The 17,776-nt window shown below is 61.7% G+C and carries 17 protein-coding genes and 1 pseudogene; 11 read left to right on the top strand and 7 right to left on the bottom strand.

Going from position 1 to position 17,776, the window contains the following annotated elements; translation table 11 throughout:
- The first annotated feature begins 62 nt into the window (after positions 1-62).
- The 10 genes and pseudogenes from rfbC to BQ8482_RS12675 all read left to right on the top strand — a co-directional run bounded on the left by rfbC (position 63) and on the right by BQ8482_RS12675 (position 7,657).
- Complete coding sequence (gene rfbC / locus BQ8482_RS12630; RefSeq protein WP_123147938.1) at positions 63-596, top strand: dTDP-4-dehydrorhamnose 3,5-epimerase; 534 nt, start codon at positions 63-65, stop codon at positions 594-596.
- A gap of 46 nt (positions 597-642) precedes the next feature.
- Positions 643-1,980 carry an NAD(P)H-dependent oxidoreductase gene (locus tag BQ8482_RS12635; RefSeq protein WP_123147939.1) on the top strand — a complete coding sequence of 446 codons (1,338 nt, stop codon included), beginning with the start codon at positions 643-645 and terminating at the stop codon, positions 1,978-1,980.
- A 41-nt stretch (positions 1,981-2,021) separates the two neighbouring features.
- Positions 2,022-2,810: a phosphatase PAP2 family protein gene (locus BQ8482_RS12640; RefSeq protein WP_133254760.1), complete on the top strand. Its 789-nt coding sequence runs from the start codon at positions 2,022-2,024 to the stop codon at positions 2,808-2,810.
- Between the two features lie 797 nt (positions 2,811-3,607).
- Positions 3,608-4,180, top strand: a complete 573-nt coding sequence (locus BQ8482_RS12645) for an FkbM family methyltransferase (RefSeq protein WP_165848546.1) — start codon at positions 3,608-3,610, stop codon at positions 4,178-4,180.
- A 463-nt stretch (positions 4,181-4,643) separates the two neighbouring features.
- On the top strand, positions 4,644-5,714 hold the full coding sequence (gene gmd / locus BQ8482_RS12650) for a GDP-mannose 4,6-dehydratase (RefSeq protein WP_123147942.1): 1,071 nt from the start codon (positions 4,644-4,646) through the stop codon (positions 5,712-5,714).
- A gap of 15 nt (positions 5,715-5,729) precedes the next feature.
- Positions 5,730-5,891: pseudogene (locus BQ8482_RS12655) on the top strand (NAD-dependent epimerase/dehydratase family protein); the annotation flags it as partial.
- 143 nt (positions 5,892-6,034) lie between these two features.
- Positions 6,035-6,217, top strand: a complete 183-nt coding sequence (locus BQ8482_RS12660) for a DUF3606 domain-containing protein (RefSeq protein ID WP_123147967.1) — start codon at positions 6,035-6,037, stop codon at positions 6,215-6,217.
- Between the two features lie 142 nt (positions 6,218-6,359).
- Positions 6,360-6,638: a type II toxin-antitoxin system HigB family toxin gene (locus tag BQ8482_RS12665; protein ID WP_123147943.1), complete on the top strand. Its 279-nt coding sequence runs from the start codon at positions 6,360-6,362 to the stop codon at positions 6,636-6,638.
- Positions 6,639-6,654: 16 nt separating this feature from the next.
- Positions 6,655-7,071 carry a helix-turn-helix domain-containing protein gene (locus BQ8482_RS12670; protein ID WP_123147944.1) on the top strand — a complete coding sequence of 139 codons (417 nt, stop codon included), beginning with the start codon at positions 6,655-6,657 and terminating at the stop codon, positions 7,069-7,071.
- Between the two features lie 256 nt (positions 7,072-7,327).
- On the top strand, positions 7,328-7,657 hold the full coding sequence (locus BQ8482_RS12675; protein ID WP_165848547.1) for a GYD domain-containing protein: 330 nt from the start codon (positions 7,328-7,330) through the stop codon (positions 7,655-7,657).
- 128 nt (positions 7,658-7,785) lie between these two features.
- Here the strand turns inward: BQ8482_RS12675 and BQ8482_RS12680 are convergent, their stop codons facing one another.
- The 6 genes from BQ8482_RS12680 to BQ8482_RS12705 form a co-directional block, all read right to left on the bottom strand.
- Positions 7,786-9,882: an EAL domain-containing protein gene (locus BQ8482_RS12680; RefSeq protein WP_123147968.1), complete on the bottom strand. Its 2,097-nt coding sequence runs from the start codon at positions 9,880-9,882 to the stop codon at positions 7,786-7,788.
- A 219-nt stretch (positions 9,883-10,101) separates the two neighbouring features.
- Positions 10,102-10,410, bottom strand: a complete 309-nt coding sequence (locus BQ8482_RS12685) for a hypothetical protein (protein ID WP_123147946.1) — start codon at positions 10,408-10,410, stop codon at positions 10,102-10,104.
- 9 nt (positions 10,411-10,419) lie between these two features.
- Entirely contained in the window at positions 10,420-11,769 is a 1,350-nt protein-coding gene (locus BQ8482_RS12690; protein WP_123147947.1) for a S8 family peptidase, read from the bottom strand.
- Between the two features lie 3 nt (positions 11,770-11,772).
- Positions 11,773-13,344, bottom strand: a complete 1,572-nt coding sequence (locus tag BQ8482_RS12695) for a phospholipase D-like domain-containing protein (RefSeq protein ID WP_123147948.1) — start codon at positions 13,342-13,344, stop codon at positions 11,773-11,775.
- 376 nt (positions 13,345-13,720) lie between these two features.
- Complete coding sequence (locus tag BQ8482_RS12700; RefSeq protein WP_123147949.1) at positions 13,721-14,926, bottom strand: NAD-dependent formate dehydrogenase; 1,206 nt, start codon at positions 14,924-14,926, stop codon at positions 13,721-13,723.
- Between the two features lie 266 nt (positions 14,927-15,192).
- Positions 15,193-15,792, bottom strand: a complete 600-nt coding sequence (locus BQ8482_RS12705; RefSeq protein WP_123147969.1) for a YdeI/OmpD-associated family protein — start codon at positions 15,790-15,792, stop codon at positions 15,193-15,195.
- 216 nt (positions 15,793-16,008) lie between these two features.
- Between BQ8482_RS12705 and BQ8482_RS12710 the strand changes: the two genes are divergently transcribed.
- Positions 16,009-16,620 (top strand): hypothetical protein, encoded by a 612-nt coding sequence (locus tag BQ8482_RS12710; protein WP_123147950.1) that lies wholly within the window; start codon positions 16,009-16,011, stop codon positions 16,618-16,620.
- Between the two features lie 122 nt (positions 16,621-16,742).
- On the opposite strand, the gene BQ8482_RS12715 is transcribed toward BQ8482_RS12710, so the two are convergent.
- Positions 16,743-17,645 (bottom strand): S1C family serine protease, encoded by a 903-nt coding sequence (locus BQ8482_RS12715; RefSeq protein ID WP_123147970.1) that lies wholly within the window; start codon positions 17,643-17,645, stop codon positions 16,743-16,745.
- Positions 17,646-17,776 lie beyond the last annotated feature (131 nt).

A 17,776-nucleotide genomic window follows, 5' to 3' on the forward strand; every position in this document is an offset into this window, starting at 1 on the left:
ACCCTCAGGAGAGCGTCGGAGATCCGACCCGACGTGACACTCATTTGATCAATGGATCTACGATGCTTTTCACAAAGACCGATATTCCCGGCGCCACCCTGGTGGAACTGCAGAAATTCGAAGACGAGCGGGGCTTTTTCGCACGCGGCTGGTGTTCGCGGGAATTTGCCGAGCAGGGGCTTCCGGATCATGTCGTGCAGATGAATATTTCATACAACAGGCACAAGCATACACTGCGCGGCTTCCACTACCAGCTGGCTCCCCATGGCGAGGACAAGATGCTTCGCTGCATACGGGGCAGCCTGTACGACGTGCTGATCGACATGCGGCCCGAGTCGCCCACCTATAAGCAGCACCTCACTGTGGAACTTTCCGCGGCGAACCAACGGATGCTGGTGATACCGAAGGGCTGCGCGAACGCCTTTCTCACCATTGAGGACCACACCGAGGCCACGTATCTCGTCTCCGAATTCTATGCACCTGCAGCCGAACGCGGTGTTCGTTGGAACGATTCTGCTTTCGCCGTGAAGTGGCCAGTGGATGAGCCGGCGGTGATCTCAGATAAGGACCGAACTTGGCCGGACTACCCTGAATGACCTTTCTCGGCGACGAACTTGCGGGAGCGCTACAGAGGAGACGCAAATGTTCATCGTCGACAGGGAGTTGGAGTTGCTCCAGGCTGAGGGGCGTCCAATTCGCGTGGGTATGGTGGGGGCCGGTTTCATGGCCCGAGGCATCGCGATGCAGATGCTGCGACATGTTCCGGGCATGAAACTCGCAGCCATTTCCAACAGACACGTGGAAAAGGCGCGAGAGGCCTATGCCGCTGCGGGCGCGGACGATGTGACGGAGGCGACCAGCACCAAAGCGCTTGAGGATCTCGTGGCCAGCGGCCGCCGCGCGATCACGGCGGACCCGATGCACATTTGCGAGGCCGAAGGCATCGACATCGTCGTCGAGGCGACAGGCGCGATCGAGTTCGCTGCCCACGTCACAATGCGCGCGATCCGGCACGGCAAGCATGTCGCCCTGATGAATGCCGAACTCGACGGCACGATCGGCCCAATCCTGAAAGTGTATGCCGACCAGGCAGGCGTGGTCCTCACCAATGTGGAGGGGGATCAGCCGGGCGTCATCATGAACCTTTACCGTTGGGTCAGGGGCCTGGGCATACGTCCCGTGCTTTGCGGGAACATCAAGGGCCTGCACGATCCCTACCGAAATCCGACGACCCAGGAGGGATTTGCCAAGAAGTGGGGGATGAAGGCCCCGATGGTCACCTCCTTCGCGGACGGCACGAAGATCTCATTCGAGAACGCCATCGTCGCCAACGCCACAGGCATGCTGGTGGCCAAGCGCGGCATGTACGGGCCTGTGGTCGAGCCCGGGACCCCGATCCAGGAGGCGGTCGGCTGGTATCCGCTCAATCAGCTCCTCGAGGGGCCGGGGATAGTTGATTATTGTGTCGGCGCCATGCCCAACCCCGGCGTCTTCGTTCTTGGCACCACAGAGAATGCCGTCGAGAAACACTATCTGTCACTCTACAAGATGGGCCCCGGGCCGCTCTACTGTTTCTATTGGCCTTATCATCTGTGTCATTTCGAGGTGCCCTTCACGGTGGCGAGGGCCGCGATCTTCCGCGATGCTGCGATTGCGCCCCTGGGCGCGCCGACCGTTGACGTGGTGGCCGCCGCCAAGCGGGACCTTAGTGCCGGAGAGATCCTCGATGGCCTCGGACATTACATGACCTATGGCCTCTGCGAGAACGCGCCGACGGTGCACGCCGAGCGGCTTGTGCCGATCGGGCTCGCCGAGGGCTGCCGACTGCTGCGCGACGTCAAGCGCGACGAGGTGCTCGGCTATGACGACATCGAGCTTCCGATAGGGCGGCTGTGCGACGGGCTGCGCCGGGCGCAGGATCTTGTCTTCTTCGGCAGCTCTGCCGCGTCACCGCAGGGCGAGGTTCTTACAACCGCTTAGTTAGCGGGATGTTCCGCAGACCGAGCCCGAGGAGGTTCGAGATGGCCGAACCGATGGCGCGAACGCTATCCGACTTCCATTACCTGAAGCATGCCGCCGCGCTTTGCCTCCTCTTTGTGGGTACGACTTTCCTGGCCCTTAACCCGGATTGGATCGACAGGCCCCTCGTAAAGGCCATTAACACCGTAGCGAGCAATCAGCCCTTCGCCAGCCGGCTCGCTTTCGGTGCCGTCTACCCAACAACCGAGGGCGCTATAGTTGTGTCCTTGCTTTGGTATTGCTGGTTCGCCCATGACAGGCCGGAATCGAGGGCAAGGCTGGTGAGCGGCGTCTGCGCAGCTGTCCTCGCGGCGCTCGTCGCGCATTTCCTGCAGGGCACTCTGCCGACGACGCCAAAGCCGATTTTTGACGCCGCACTTGGGCTTCATATCCCGGAGGTTCTGGGCGACGCTGCCGTTCTGCGCTCAGCGCCGTTCGCCGGCAGCCCCGGGTTCCCCAGTGAGCGAGCGGTTCTGTTCGCGGGTTTAGCGATCGCCATTCTTCTCGTTCGCTTCGAACTCGGACTCCTCGCCCTGGCCTGCACCTTGGTGATAGAGCTTGCGCGAGTCTACTTGGGGCTGCATTACCCGACCAATGCTCTGGGTAGCCTCGCCTTGGCCGCGACCCTGGCATGGCTAGCACAAACGCGCCCGAGCCTTGAACTCGGCGCCTTGTTTCTCCGGTGGGAGCGCGGCGCCGCACCAAGCTTCTATCTGTGCAGCTTTCTGGTCTCATACCTTGTTATTGCGTTTCAGGACTTGCGCGAACTTGCCAAAGGGCTTCTCCAGTAGGAACTGGTGTGAAGCCGGCCAGGAAACGTCATCTTGGCCAAGCAACAACAATCATGCTGAAGGGTTCGCAACAGCGGCGAATTACCACAATGCAACGGATCAAAAAATATGCATCCGGCAGCTGGATAAGGCTCCCCATACGGCTTCCACTGGCCCTATTACCTCTGCCATTTCGAGTACCCACTACGTCGCGCGGCCGCTGTTCAAAAAGCCCGATCGCTCCGCTCGGCGAAGCCCAGGGTCAATTTCGTTCGAACCGCGAAGGCCCGCCCTCCCCTGCGTTCAGCTCCGCAACGAACAGGATCACCACTTCTTCGGCTCCGCAAGTAGCCGGCACGCAGCCCTCGGACAGGGGCATCGGCGTAGGGACTCGTGAGCCGGCGATCGCAGCGGGGCGGCTACTTCCTATGCAGCGGGGCGAAGACGTTGGCCGAGCCCAAGGCGACGCTCCCGCAGCATCTGTTACGAACGCCGAGCGATGGGGATTACCTCCTTTTGCTGGGGTGCCTGCCACAATGACACTCTGATCGCGGGAGGGAATTGATGTAAAATTCACAGGGCGATAGCCCCTCCGCGTTAGGCCAGACTCTGGCGCTCTTGTCCATTTGGACATGGTGAGGACGGCGCAGTCAAGCGGAACAGCTACTACAAATAAGCCAAAGGCACTATTGATGTACAATCCAGATTGGCTCCGGTATTCTAAGCGCGTTGTAAGAGCGGCCTTAGGATTCGATCATCTTCTCCGGCCCGAATGCTCTGTTCCTACACAAAAACTCGGCTCCGTATATGGAGGTTGGGTGGTTGCGGTCGATCCTCTTCTAGGTACTCCCTCCCCTATTGTTCTTTCCTTTGGCTTAGGGGACGACATTTCATTTGATCAGGAAATCAGCAAAGTATTCGGCGCAAAGGTCTTTGGGTTTGATCCGACTCCGGCCAGTCTTAACTGGATTGCCGCTCAGGAATTACCCCCCACTGTGCGGATCTACCCCTTTGGAATATCTAATTTCGACGGGGAGCAGACGTTTGCTGTGTCCGAAGATGATACACGCAGCAATTTTTCCACGAAGATGGTTACGGGCAAGAGCATTATCTGCAACGTGAGGCGTTACTCTACTATCCTGGATATGCTCGGACTGGCAACTATCGATGTGCTGAAACTCGACGTTGAGGGGGCAGAGCACGACGTCCTTCCAGAGGTGCTTGGATCTGATGTCTTACCGAGACAGATTCTCGTCGAGTTTCACCACTGGTGGCACCGCACTCCGGTGGAGCAAACCTACCGAACAGTGGAAGCGATAAAGGGCCAGGGGTACACCCTGTTCCATGTTTCTCCTGCGGGCCACGAATTGTCATTTTTGCTGACGCGATAACAAACCTTACGAGAACTTTCGACAAGCCGCCGTCGGTGGCGGGGATCGTCGGCAACAAGCGCCCCGACGCCACGCTTGCCAGGTGACCCGAGATGCAGGCTGGACGCGAACGTTTCTCAGCCGGCATGGCCCGCGCTGCACTGGTCAGACGACCCACATGTTCGGCATTGCCGACGGCAGCATGGGCGGCAAGCAGCTCGCGGAGAAGCGGTGGCGCAAGCGCTTGTGAACTGACGGCTCGCGGCAGGGCGGCTACGTCCGACGAGGCTAGCCAAGCAGAAAGGGGACGCACGGGAAGTAGCTGTGACGGGCATTGAGCGGTGGGGATTACCTCCTTTGCCGGCGTGCCTCCCACAATGACACTCTGGTCGAACAAAGCGCTTTCGCCTTTCATTTGAGGAGTGCGGGGGCGGACCGTCGGTCGACGGCGCCACCACAGCCCTCAACGATTGGATGGGGCACGATGACAGATCGCATTGCGCTCATAACTGGTGTGACCGGTCAGGACGGTGCCTACCTTGCCAGACTGCTGCTGGAGAAAGGCTATACTGTCCACGGACTGAAACGCAGATCCTCCTCCTTCAATACCGAACGCATCGACGACATCTACGTCGATCCGCACGAACCGGACGCACGCTTCTTTCTCCACTACGCCGACCTGACCGATGCGACCAATCTCATTCGCATCATTCAGGAGACGCGCCCTACCGAAATCTACAATCTTGCGGCCCAAAGCCATGTCCAGGTAAGCTTCGAGACGCCGGAATATACCGGCAACGCCGATGCCCTTGGCACACTCAGGCTGCTTGAAGCCATACGCATCCTGAAGATGGAAGAGCGGGTGCGCTTTTATCAAGCGTCAACCTCCGAGCTGTTCGGCAAAGTCCAGGAGGTGCCCCAGACGGAGAAGACGCCGTTCTACCCGCGCTCTCCCTATGCGGCGGCCAAACTCTATGCCTATTGGATCACGATCAATTACCGTGAAGCGTACGGAATGTTCGCTTCCAATGGCATACTGTTTAATCATGAAGGTCCCACGCGCGGCGAGACGTTTGTGACCCGAAAGATCACACGTGCGGTTGCAGGTATCGAGCGAGGCTTTCAGTCCACCCTCTATCTTGGAAATCTGGACGCGAGACGCGACTGGGGGCATGCTCGCGACTATGTGGAGGGCATGTGGCGGATTCTTCTGCACGCCGAGCCTGACGACTTCGTCCTCGCCACGGGCGAAACCCATTCTGTGCGCGAGTTCGTGGAACGTGCCTTTCGGGCAGTCGGCCGCGTCATCGTCTGGGAAGGTAAGGGGGTGGACGAGATCGGCCGGGATGGCAAGACAGGAGATATCCTCGTCCGAGTCGACCCACGCCATTTCCGTCCGACGGACGTCGATCTCCTGATGGGAAATCCGGCGAAAGCCCGCTCAAAGCTCGGCTGGTCGCCTAAGACGACGTTCAGCGACCTCGTGGCGGAAATGGTGGCCACCGATCTGAAACGTCTGGAGCGAGAGATCTGGCACATGGACAGTAGCGTCTAGAGAGGGCCACCGGTCATGGACTACACTTATCGGCTCGACGCAAAACGGATATTCGTGGCTGGCCACCGTGGCATGGTCGGCTCGGCTGTGGCGCGGCGATTGGAAGAGGAAAACTGCGAGGTCCTAATGGCTCCGCGCGACGTTCTCGACCTTCGAAATCAGGACGCCGTGAAGGCGTGAATCGTGGTTCGAGTCCATGAGCGGGAACCAGCATCGCCCGCGCCAGGCAACCGATCGGACCGGTGTGCCGTCCTTTTCACTGGCAAGGTGGTCGGGCCGACCAAGTAGCCCTATAACCACCAGATGTGACGGAGGACGACATGGCCGACGACAAATCCAAGACCAAGCAGGACCGCAAACCGGCCGCCGGCGAGGAGCCTTACGACGTTGCGGCTTTTGCGAAAAAATACGGCCTACCGCCGAGCGAGGCCGTGACCATCATCAAGCGGTACGGGCCTTCGAGAAAGAAGCTCGATGCGCATATGGCGAGCCGCAACGCCTGATCCGCATCCGGCGGCGTCGACGACCCGGACTGCGGCTTGACCATACCCGCCTGTTTTCCGGTCGGTTTCTGCCGGATGCGCGAATTTCCCATTTTGGGAACTCGCCCCTTGTTCCCGTTTTGGGAATTTGCTATATCAAGGCGTGCAGATCGTCAGCAAAAAGACCCTTGTTGCCTTCTGGACCAGGCACCCCCAGGCGAAGGGGCCGCTGACCGCCTGGTATCTGGCGGTCGACAAGGTCGAGTGGAAGACCTCTGCTGACATCAAGAATCAGTTCGGCGCGAACGTGGACTTCGTCAGTGACAACCGCGCGATTTTCGACATCGCTGGCAACAAGTACCGGGTCATCGTTCATGTCAGCTACACGTACAAGCGGGTGCTGATCAAATTTGTCGGCACCCATGCCGAATACGCAAGATAGATGCGGAAACCGTGTGATGAAAAACATTCGCCCCCTCAAAACCGAAGCTGACTATGACTGGGCCATCGCTGAGATCACCCGATATTTCGACAACGAGCCCGAGATCGGTTCCCCCGACGGCGACCGTTTCGATGTGCTCGCCGACCTCATCGAAGCCTATGAGACCAGGCATTATCCGATCGAGGCGCCGGACCCTGTCACGGCCATTCGCGCTCATATGGAAATGGCCGGCCTGAAGCAAGTGGCCCTTGCCGAAGTCATCGGCTCGGCTTCACGAGCCTCGGAAATCTTGAACAGAAAGCGCTTGCTGACGATGGATATGGTGCACCAGATCCACAAGAATTGGCACATTCCGGCGGAAGTGCTTATCCAGCCTTATCACCTTTCAGGTGATGCGAAGACCGAACGGCGCCGGCCGGCGCGCAGCATTTGAAGCGATGGCAAGACATTTCGTCCATTGCCAACTGGCGAAGACCCGCTTGCAATGCCTAAAGTCCTGACAGCTTGGAAAACCCTGCCCTCAAGATCGGCCTGATCGACCTCGGAGCGCCGATTCATGGATGTTGCTCTTGCATTAGCTTGAGCGCATATTTCGTCAGCCGGTGAACTACCCAAGCCGGTTAGGCTCGGCGCCAGTCCCCCCTCGATCCCTCGACGCCGAGCCGCTGGGATCGGCCTGGAGGCGAACCATGCCCATGTATCTCTCACGATTCAGCTATACGCCCGAGACCTGGGCGCGCCTGATCGAAAACCCCGAGGATAGACGCGAGGCAGCCCGCACCTACATCGAGTCGGTGGGCGGAAAGCTGCACGGGTTCTGGTACGCCTTCGGAGAGCACGATGGCTGGAATCTGTGGGAGGCGCCAGACAACGTTTCGATGGCATCCGTCGCGCTTGCCATTGGTGCGGGAGGAGCGCTCAGCTCGTACGAGACCACCGTTCTCCTAAGCGTCGAAGAAACGATGCAAGCCCTCGGCAAGGCGAAGTCGGTCCGGTATCGCCCGCCGGGAAAGCCCTGACCAACTCGCGCGGTGTGGGCGCCGCAACTGTTTCCAGACTTTCTCGCGGCCGTTAATGCATGTCGCCCAAAAGCATGCCCTCAGGCTTGAACCGAGGGTCCTGCAGCCTCGCATCCGGCCAGCAAATGCTACGCTCGCCGCCCAGCTGGCAAAGCCGCTCGCGCGCTCGCCCGCGTAACGATCGCTTGCAGCGGCTCCGGCTGGTGCAGCAGAAATCCCTGGCCGAAGGCAACGCCCATATCCCTGAGGATGTCGAGCGCATCCTGCTCTTCGATCTTCTCCGCCACCACGGAGCAGTCGAGGCTTCTGGCTATGCCCGATATGGCTGAGACGATCTCGCGGTCGAAACGGCTCTCCGCAATATGCTCGATGAAGGAACCGTCGATCTTGATCGTGTCGACGGGAAAGCGCCGGAGATATTCGAACGAGCTCATGCCCGCCCCGAAATCGTCGAGGCTGACTCGGCAGCGCCGCTCGCGCGCCTTGCGGACGAACTCTTCGGCAGCAGTGAAATTGGTGACCGCGGCGGTCTCCGTGATCTCGAAGCCGATGCCGGAATGCGGCGCCCCGGTCTCATCGATGACGGCGTCGACGAAATCCCAAAGCTGCGGATCGCTCAGCGTCTGTGCCGACAGGTTGAAGCCGAGCGTGAGCGCCCCTGACTTCAGCGCCGGACCATGAAGCGAGAGCGCCGTCCTGATGATCCAGCGATCGAGCCGCGAGGCAATGCCGAACCGCTCCGCCGCCGGGATGAACTCGCCCGGCGGGATCAGCCGCCCGTTGCGCCCGGCGAGCCGCGCAAGGACCTCGACATGGCGGTTCTCCTGCCAGGGTTGTCCGAGGCGATGGATTTCCTGGCCGAACAGTTTCAGCCTTCCGTCTTCCATGGCATCGACGGTGTCGGCCGCCAGCCGCGCCGCATTGAGGCCCCCGGATGTTGTCTCAGGGGAGAACACCGCGAAGCGATTGCGCCCGGCGGCCTTGGCCGCATAGCAGGCGTCGTCGGCGCAGGCCAGCGCGTCGGCCACCGCGGTATTCTCATCGGCGACAAAGGCGATGCCGATGCTGGCCGCGAGCTTGCGCGACGCCGCCGTCAAGCCGAGGTCGGCATCGCGAACCGCCGCGAGAACGGCGTCGGCGAGACGCTCGGCTTGCGCTGCGTCGCAGTCAGGCACCAGCAGCGCGAACTCGTCGCCGCCGAGGCGCGCGGCATGCACCGACGGCGGCAGACAGCCCAGAATGCCCTCGGCGACGCGCTTCAGCGCGAGGTCGCCGGCGGCGTGGCCGGCGAAGTCGTTCAAGGCTTTGAAATAGTCGAGGTCGACATAGAACACTGCGAGCGGAAACTGGCGCGCCGCTGCGATATGTTCGGCCAACAGCCGGTCGAATGCGGCGCGGTTCAAAAGGCCGGTCAGCGCGTCGTGACGGGCCGCATGGGCAAGTTCCTGGTCGCGTTGCTTGGCCTCGGTGACGTCGCGCACAGTGCCCAGGATCTGGCCTGACGACTGGGCGTCGGCGATGGCCCGTATCAGCGATTCGACATGTCTGATGTCGCCGTCCCGCTTGATGATGCGGTATTGCACGGCGACGACCTTTTGGGTTTGCAGCGGCGCCAAGTGGGCCCGCTCGGCATCGGCCCTGTCGTCCGGATGCAGATAGCTGTGCCAGAGGTCTTGCGACACCTCGTCGGTTTCGGCGACAAGCCCGAAGATTTCCCGCGTGCGCTCGTCCCAGTAGCTTTTGCCTGCGGCAAGATCGTGATGCCAGATGCCGGTGCCGCTGGCGGCCAATGCCAGGCGAAAGCGGACATTGACCTGTTCGAGCTCTGCTTCCGCTTGCTTCTGCTTGCTGATGTCGGTCTGGACGCCCATCAGTCTGACCGGCCGGCCTTCCGCGTCGCGTTCGACCACTCCGCCGCGATCGAGAACCCATACCCAGTGACCGGATTTGTGCTTCAGCCTGAGCTCGGTCTCGATCGAATCGGTCAGGCCGGCAATGTGGCGTTCGCCGCTGGCTACCGCCCGCTCGCGATCGTCGGGATGCGTCAGCTGCAGCCAGAGATCGCTCGCCTCGACGAGCTCACCCTCGCCATAGCCGAGCATTTGCGACCACATCGCCGAGTAAAAACAGTCGCCGCTCCTGAGATCCCAATCCCAGACGCCAAGATGCGCGCGTTCGAGCGCCAGCTCCCAGAACTCTCCGTTGCGATTCTTCTTGTCAGCCATGCCCTGGACTTCGCCTGCCCCGTCGCGGCCATTGTGCGGCAAAACCAGAGAAGAAACTGTTACCGGTTGGGTTAAAGGCCGGGATTCCGCAGGAATAGCCGCGGCGGGCAGCTGCGATATGGGTCGATTGCCCTGACTCGGCGCCCGTATCATGCCGGCTGTGCTGCTGGCTGCCCTGGGGCTGGCGGATGGCCGCACCGGCATTGCTCTGAGGGCTGACTAGTCCGCGCGGTTAAGGCTCGCCGCGTCGATCGAGTCGTCTTCCAGCAGATGGCGCAGCAATTTCGGGTCCGCCTCGATGGAAAAGGACTGCACATTGGGAAAGAACACCAGCCGGCTTGGCTTCGACTTTGACGCCTTGCAGGCGCGGTCGACGAGGTTGCGCAACATCTGTTCGCTCTCGGCGGGTGGCAACGGCTTGGATCCGGCCGGCGACCCGACCACGACCACCGCCTGGATCGGACCGCTGTTCACCGTCGCCCGGTCGAGCGCCTGCTTCAGCCGCGGGTCGATCTTGTCGATGTCCATCGTACACCGTTACAGCTTGGATTTGGCGACCATCGCGTCCGGTACGCCCTTGTTCCCCCTTAATGTGCTTATTCCACTGGGCCGCTTGCAAGAGGCAATGATCGCTTTTTGGATTTGCGCGCCGGTCGCCTCGGGACGAAACTGCTTGAGCAATGCCGCGAGCCCGGCAATGTGCGGCGCCGCCATCGAAGTGCCGGAAAGCTTCTTGAGCCCGCCGCCAGGCGCCGAGGACCAGATGCCGGCGCCCGGCGCAATCAGCGTCGGCACGATCCGTCTCGGCGTCTCGGCGAATTGCTGGCTGGAGGAATTGAACCAGATCTGGTCGGCCTCGTCGGCGGCACCGACCGACAGCGATTCCGGCAGATTGCCTGGCGTGCGGCTGGTCTCCGCCCCTTCATTGCCGATGGCGACGATCGGCAGGATGTCACGGTCGCGCAATTGCCTGACCAGCGCCGCGACCAGCGGATCGAATCTACGCACACCCAGCGAAAGGCTGATGATCATGACGCCCTGGCCGACACACCAATTCAGCCCCGCAATCATGCGCGCCGGGATATCGCCACCCTCGATGACCGTTCCCGCCGCAAGCCGCGCCCCCGGCGCGACGCCGAAGGTGACATTCTGGAACGGCTGGCCAACCAGCAGGCCGGCCGTGTGCGTGCCGTGAAAGCCGGTATCGACCATCGCTGTCGTGACATTGAGCTGCTGGCCGAGTTCGTCGAACACCGAAGAGGCATCGATGGCGTCGGCGAGCGCCGGATGGGCGCTGTCAATGCCGGTATCGAGATGGCCGATCAGAACGCCGTCTCCCGTCAGCCCGGCATCCCACAGTTTCGGGATGCCCAGTCGTTTGAGCGCCCAGGAGACGCCTTCTGGCGGCCCGGCAAGCGCTGCCTCCTCATCTTCGAACGGACGGATCAGGCTCATTTCCGGCGGACTGAAAAGCTCCGCCACCTCGTCCTTCTTGTTACGCAACTCCGCCAGGCCCGTGCGATCGACCGTCCCCATCATCATGCCGAGATAAGGGAAGTAGCGAACTCCGGCGTTTTCGGGGACAGCCTCGGCGTGCTCGTCGCGCACGTACTCCGGCTGGCCGCGCCGCATCGGGCCATCCGCGGCGATACGCGAGCGTATCGTCGGCTCGCTGCTGCTGGCAAGTTCGCGCGCCATTTGCGACATGCGCGAATTCTTGAACGGACGAAAGCAGGACGCGATCGACTGCGCCACTTCCTGCTGCATTGAAATCGTCTCGGTCAACGCCACGGTAATCCGCCCATCGACTTTGTGCCGTTTGGTCGGCTTGAGCACCACGACCACGCGCGTATGCCCCGAAGCCTCCAATTCGTCCTCGATCGGCATCGCTCAATCTCCAAAGAAATCCGACCAGCTCATCCGCACCATGCCCGCCGGCGGCGGTGCATTGTCCGGGGCAATGACTGCGGCAAGGCCAGCCGTCTCGAACGGCGGCCGCGCCCTCGTCTTCCAGTCCTCATCGAAGACCCCGGCGAAATACTGCGCGACCTCACGATCCTCGATGATCAGGCCAGCATCACGGTTGCGCAGGAACCCATCGCCCGACCAGTTTTGGCTGCTGACCAACACCTCGGTGCCGTCGCGCACGATGCCCTTGTTGTGGATTTTCGACTGCACCTTGAAGACAGCTTCGTTAAAGCCGTTCTGCGCCAGCAGACGAATGGCATCGTCGGCTCCTGAACCGACGATGATCCGCAGCGTGAAATCGTCCTTCCAGGACAGCTTGCCGATGTCGTCGAGCAGCGCCTTGAAATCCTCGTCCTCGGCGCGCTCCGAATAGTTGATGTAGGAGTACTGGAGATCGAGGCTCTTTTGCGCGCCGCGGATCCATTCGCTGATGCGCCGCGCATAATTGTCGGGAGACAGGAGCGGCCGCACGCGCGCCGACTGCCCGGACAGGATCTTTTCCGGCGCGACCGGATCGGCGGCGGCAAGTGCGGCATCCCCAAGCAGATCGCCAAGCGGCACGAACAGGTCTGGAAAGGCCGGCCTCTCCTCCCCCGCCAGAGCCGCATCGCTTTCGGATTCCCTCTTGTCATGCGCGATGTAGCGCTCGAACAACCTGGCTAGCGCTACATCCTCGACGACGACATGCCATTCGCGGTTGCCCTTGCTGAACCAGCCGCCGGCCGGATGGCCGATCGGGTCGATATCGGGCTGGCTGTTGGGCGACCAGTTGCCGCTCGACAGCCAGAAACGCTTATGATCCTGCACCGCCACCTTCGGGTGATAGGCCGATGGGAAGCGCCTGCTCTTGGCGCACCGGATGACCTCGGCGTCGTAGAGGTCCCCGAGCTTCTGCTCCAGCCGCTCCTGAATGTCGCGTTCGGTGTCCTTGATGCCGTCGTCGAGCGTCAGTTCCACCTTCACATCATTGGCGCGCACGACCTCGATCAGCGTGTTCGAAATATAGTCGGCAGAGAAATCATACATGGCGACGTTGAGCGTGTTGCGGGTTCCGACCAGGAAATCCCTGAGCACGATCCAGCCCTGATCCGGCCCGACCGCGCACAGGATCGGCTTCGAGATCTCGAAACTGGCATCGATGGGGTCGTCGGGCAGGCCCTCATAAGGGATCGTCGCCGCGGCCGCGGTTTCGATCTCCTCCTGCAGCGCCCGCAGGCCTGGATTGAGCTCGATCTGTTTCCAGGGATCGGCCTGCATCACATCGAGCCGCACGCCTTCGACCTCGCCGGGCGCGAAGTCTTCCGGCAGGAGCCGCGCCCTGGGCAGCTTGCTGGCAACATAGAGGATGATCGCCGGTTCGCGCAGCAGCTTTCCCTGAACGATGGGGAAACCGGGCTCGGCGCCCAAAGCATTGGGAATCGACAACAAAAGCTCACGATTGCGATCGATGACCGCCTGGACGCGGTGTCGATCTACTTGGCTTAATTTACGCATGGACGCCCCCCGGCAAGATTTTATATCTACCTTGAACCCATCATTTCCAGCCTGGCAAACATTCCTCAAAGTAAATTGTGCGACGATGTCGAACTGTCGTCAACAGGCAAAAGGTCCCTGCCCATGGCCGCAGAACAGACAGATTTTTGTGTGCAAGGCCAAAACAAACTCAATTGTCGTTCAATTTCCGACGACAGATAAGAGCCGGCTTGCGATGATTTTTGCTTGGCGGCAAGCCCGGATAGTGTCCGGCTGCGCTGTTCGACGCCGCGTCGACACTCGCTTGGACAGCCGGTTCCGTCGCGTTCCTTCCCACCCATTGTAACTTGGAATCGACAGCATCCATGCGCTCAAGATCACCGAGGCACCGCCCGGATCACACCTTGGCTCTGAAGCGCGCTGCCTCTTCCGAACCGCTTGTGGCGTCGCCTGCGCTATAGGAATGGGCGCCGGCGCCGGCCAGCTTGCCGCCGTCGACGATCAGGTAGTCCTCGCGGATCGGCCGGCCTTCGAACCAGCACTCCAGGATTTCGCGCGTGCCGGCGGCATAGCGCGCCTGGGCGGAGAGCGACGATCCCGAAATATGCGGCGTCATGCCGTGATGCGGCATCGATCGCCACGGATGGTCCTTGGGCGCCGGCTGCGGGAACCAGACGTCGCCGGCATAGCCCGCGAGCTGGCCGCTCTCCAGCGCACCGGCGACAGCGTCACGATTGCAGATCTTGCCGCGCGCCGTGTTCACCAGATAGGCGCCGCGTTTCATCCTGGCGATCATCGCCTCGTCGAACAGGTTCTCCGTCTCCGGATGCAGGGGGGCGTTGATCGTCACCACGTCGCAGATGCCGACCATCGACGCCGGGTCTGGGTGGAAGGTGACGCCAAGCTCCTTCTCGACCGCCTCGGGCAGGCGGTGGCGGTCGGTGTAGTGCAGTGTGACGTCGAACGGCTGCAGCCGGCGCAGCACCGCGCTGCCGATCCGGCCGGCGCCGACAGTTCCGATCTGCATGCCTTCGACATCGTAGGAGCGCGCGACACAGTCGGCGATATTCCAGCCGCCTTTGATGACCCACTGGTAGGACGGGATGTAGTTTCGCACCAGCGCCAGGATCATCATCACCACATGCTCGGACACGCTGATCGAGTTGCAGTAGGTCACCTCGGCGACGGTGATGCCGCGATCCATGGCGGCCTGCAGATCGACATGGTCGGACCCGATGCCGGCGGTGATCGCAAGCTTCAGTTTGTTTGCCTTGGCGATCCGTTCCTTGGTCAGATAGGCCGGCCAGAACGGCTGCGAGATGACGATTTCGGCGTCACCGAGTTCACGTTCGAAAACGCTGTCGGGACCGTCCTTGTCCGAGGTCACGACCAGGCTGTGCCCGGCGCTTTCCAGATAGGGCCGCAGGCCGAGTTCGCCCGACACGCTGCCGAGCAGAACGCCCGGTTCGAAGTCGATGGCCTTCGGTGTGGGAAGCGTCTGGCCGCCGGGATAGCGGTCGAGCTTCGGCAGCCCATCCCGGGCATAATTTGACGGGTAACCGTCAACCGGATCGTCATAGAGGACGCAAACGACCTTTGCCATTTTGGTTCTCCCTTCGTCTGATAACGAGGAAGACGCTCGATTGTTAAGGCTGCCCGCCGAAACCGAACGGGCGGCCACCTGGTTTGTCAGAGGCCAGCAACTCCTGGCGCTTCCTCGGAAAGTTGCGCGCTATTGCGAATTAAATGGAGGAGCCGGACGTGGCTTCAAGGCCGGCGGCAGGCACCGCGTTCATCGTTGACCTTGAGCGTACGCGCGACGACGATCCGCCATCGCAGCCACCGCCGCGACGCGCCAGCCACAAAGCCTCACTTCTTCCCTTGCGGGTAGATCGTCTCGCCGCGCTTCAGCATCTCGACGAACGCCGCGATCTTCTTCTTGCGCCCAGCCTCGGTCTTCATATTGTGGATGCGGAAGGCGAGCGCGAAACGGTTCTGCGCGCTGAGCGTTGCCAGCATCGCCTTGGCCTTGGGCTCGGCGTCTATTGCCGCATGGAGATCGTCGGGGATTTTCATGTCCTTGCCGCTTCCATAGGCGCGCGCCCAGCGCCCGTCGGCCTTCGCCGCATCGACCTGTTTGAGCCCATGCTCGGTCATCCGGCCCTCCTCGATCAGCCGGGCGACGTTGTCGACGTTGATCTGGCTCCAGGTGCTCTTCTTGCCGCGCGGCGTGTAGCGCTGCAAATAGCTCTTGTCGTCGAGCCCCTTGCGCACGGCGTCGATCCAGCCCCAGCACAGCACCACGTCGATGGCTTCCTTGGGCGTGATCGAAGGCAGCCCCGAACCGACCTTGTGGATCTTGATCCAGACTTCTGTCGCGGTGTCGTGGTGCTGGCCGAGCCAGGTGTAGAAGCTTTCGGCATCGCTGAATTCACGCACCTTGGCGGGATCGACCTTGACCGGCGCCATCAGCGGTTCCGCCTTTTTGCGGTCGTCATCGGTTTCCTCCTTATCGCTGCTCAGCTCCGATCGAATGGAGCAACAGTGGCCTTGTTGCAAGGCTGGCGGGACAGCGTCGCTGTCCCCGCCCAGCCCATGGCGGTTCTTCCCGTCGTACTGTAGGAATCTCCCGGCAGAACTGGCCCATAATAGACACGGCGGGCTTCAACTGGGGGACATATTGTCATGCGAGCAATGATGCTCGGCCTGATGCTGCTGGCGTCAACCATGGCCCTGGCGGAACCGATAGAAACTCAGAAGATCATCACCGTGCTGACCGGCGACTGGAATGGCGACGGCGCCGTCGATCTGGTGATGATCGTCGAGACCGCGCCCAGCGACCCGATGGACATGCATTTCTTTCTCAGGGATCGCGAGCGCAACTTTTTGCGTCCTGCCGGCGTCGTGCGTGACCAGATTCTCGGCGAGTGGAACGGTTATGACCGGCCCGGCTACGAGGCCTCCGACACCGTGCCGGAGCTGACCGCGCTGCCCAACGGCTCGATCAAACTGTATCTGCCGGCAATGCCGGTCGGCAGCAAGCGGACCAACCAGACGCTGACGCTCGCTTACCGCGACGGCGTCTTCATCGTCGCCGGCTTTGCCTATGACTATCACGACTACCTTGCGGACAATGTCGCAAGCGACTGCGATTACAATGTTTTGACCGGCAAGGGCAAAAGCAGCAAGATGCAGCCCGATGGGACCACAAAGCAGAAGACCGTGGCGGTGGAAGGCAAGATCATTGCCTTTTCGGAGTGGAACCCCGGAACAGGCTTCAGCGCCTGCGGCGAATGAGGCACCTTTCCTTCTCCCCTTGTGGGAGAAGGTGGATCGGCGCGCAGTGCCGAGACGGTTGAGGGGTGTTGGAAGAAACTCAACGCCTCACTCCGTCCAGCACCCCCTCATCCGGCCGAGCTTCACTGCAGCTGCGGTTTCTTGAGAAAACTGTTGCGGTCGGCCGACTTGACGCGCAGCCAGGTTTCGCGGCCGTCGCGCACAACCCGCAACGGGATCTCGGCGCCCGCCGGGTTCTGCCACAACTTGCGGTAGAAATCGGCGAGCCCGTCGACTTCGCGGTCGCGGACATCCGAGATGATGTCGCCCTGGCGCAGGCCGGCTTCGGCGGCCGGGCTGCCTTCGGCGACGCTCATCACCACAACCTCGCCATTGCTTTCGGCGGAGAAGGCGCCGAGCCATGGGCGCGGTGGCCTGGCAACCTGGCCGCGTGTCAGGAGATCGTCGAGAATGGGCGGCAGAAGGTCGATCGGCACCACCATGTTGATGTCGGCGATCTCGCCGGCGCGGCTCATCTGCAAGCGCAGCGAACCGATGCCGAGCAGCCTGCCATCCTGCCCGATAAGTGCCGCACCTCCCCATGACGGATGGGCGGGCGCGGTGAAGATCGCCTCGTCCAGCAGATACTCCCAATAGCCGGCGAATTCCTGCTTGGTGACGATGTGCGCGCTGACCGCCTGGCCGATGCCGTCGGCGAGCACCACCGGGTCGCCGGCCGTCGCCCTGGCCGCGTCGCCAAAGGCCACCGCAGGCAGGCCGAGCGGCGCCAGCGCCTGCGCCAGGCCGAAGCCCGATTCCTGGTCGTAGGCGAGAGCGTGCGCGGGAACCACGCGCCCGTTGTGGTCGGTCAGCCAGACTTCTTCCGCCTCGGTGATGAGATAGCCGATGGTGAGCACCAGCCCGTTATCGCGAATGACCACGCCGCTGCCTTCCCGGCTCGTGCCCAGCGCATTGGCGGTGAAAGCATCGTCCGGGATCGAGGCGCGCACCGCCACGATGGACCGCAAAATCGTATCGATGGTCATGCTCTCAATCCCGGCAATATTCATGACGGCCGCCAAAGGCCCGATATCCCTATAGGTATGGCGCACGTGACGAGGCGCAAGGGCATCGGTGAGCCCTTCTCCCCGGGGAGAAAGGGCATGCGGCGTCGACT

This window comes from Mesorhizobium delmotii, from assembly GCF_900149755.1.
GTDB lineage: Bacteria > Pseudomonadota > Alphaproteobacteria > Rhizobiales > Rhizobiaceae > Mesorhizobium > Mesorhizobium delmotii.

Coding starts and splice junctions, on each gene's coding strand:
- rfbC (WP_123147938.1), top strand. CDS start 63: ATGCTTTTCACAAAGACCGATATTCCCGGCGCCACCCTGGTGGAACTG.
- BQ8482_RS12635 (WP_123147939.1), top strand. CDS start 643: ATGTTCATCGTCGACAGGGAGTTGGAGTTGCTCCAGGCTGAGGGGCGT.
- BQ8482_RS12640 (WP_133254760.1), top strand. CDS start 2,022: ATGGCCGAACCGATGGCGCGAACGCTATCCGACTTCCATTACCTGAAG.
- gmd (WP_123147942.1), top strand. CDS start 4,644: ATGACAGATCGCATTGCGCTCATAACTGGTGTGACCGGTCAGGACGGT.
- BQ8482_RS12660 (WP_123147967.1), top strand. CDS start 6,035: ATGGCCGACGACAAATCCAAGACCAAGCAGGACCGCAAACCGGCCGCC.
- BQ8482_RS12670 (WP_123147944.1), top strand. CDS start 6,655: ATGAAAAACATTCGCCCCCTCAAAACCGAAGCTGACTATGACTGGGCC.
- BQ8482_RS12675 (WP_165848547.1), top strand. CDS start 7,328: ATGCCCATGTATCTCTCACGATTCAGCTATACGCCCGAGACCTGGGCG.
- BQ8482_RS12680 (WP_123147968.1), bottom strand. CDS start 9,882: ATGGCTGACAAGAAGAATCGCAACGGAGAGTTCTGGGAGCTGGCGCTC.
- BQ8482_RS12685 (WP_123147946.1), bottom strand. CDS start 10,410: ATGGACATCGACAAGATCGACCCGCGGCTGAAGCAGGCGCTCGACCGG.
- BQ8482_RS12690 (WP_123147947.1), bottom strand. CDS start 11,769: ATGCCGATCGAGGACGAATTGGAGGCTTCGGGGCATACGCGCGTGGTC.
- BQ8482_RS12695 (WP_123147948.1), bottom strand. CDS start 13,344: ATGCGTAAATTAAGCCAAGTAGATCGACACCGCGTCCAGGCGGTCATC.
- BQ8482_RS12700 (WP_123147949.1), bottom strand. CDS start 14,926: ATGGCAAAGGTCGTTTGCGTCCTCTATGACGATCCGGTTGACGGTTAC.
- BQ8482_RS12705 (WP_123147969.1), bottom strand. CDS start 15,792: ATGGCGCCGGTCAAGGTCGATCCCGCCAAGGTGCGTGAATTCAGCGAT.
- BQ8482_RS12710 (WP_123147950.1), top strand. CDS start 16,009: ATGCGAGCAATGATGCTCGGCCTGATGCTGCTGGCGTCAACCATGGCC.
- BQ8482_RS12715 (WP_123147970.1), bottom strand. CDS start 17,645: ATGACCATCGATACGATTTTGCGGTCCATCGTGGCGGTGCGCGCCTCG.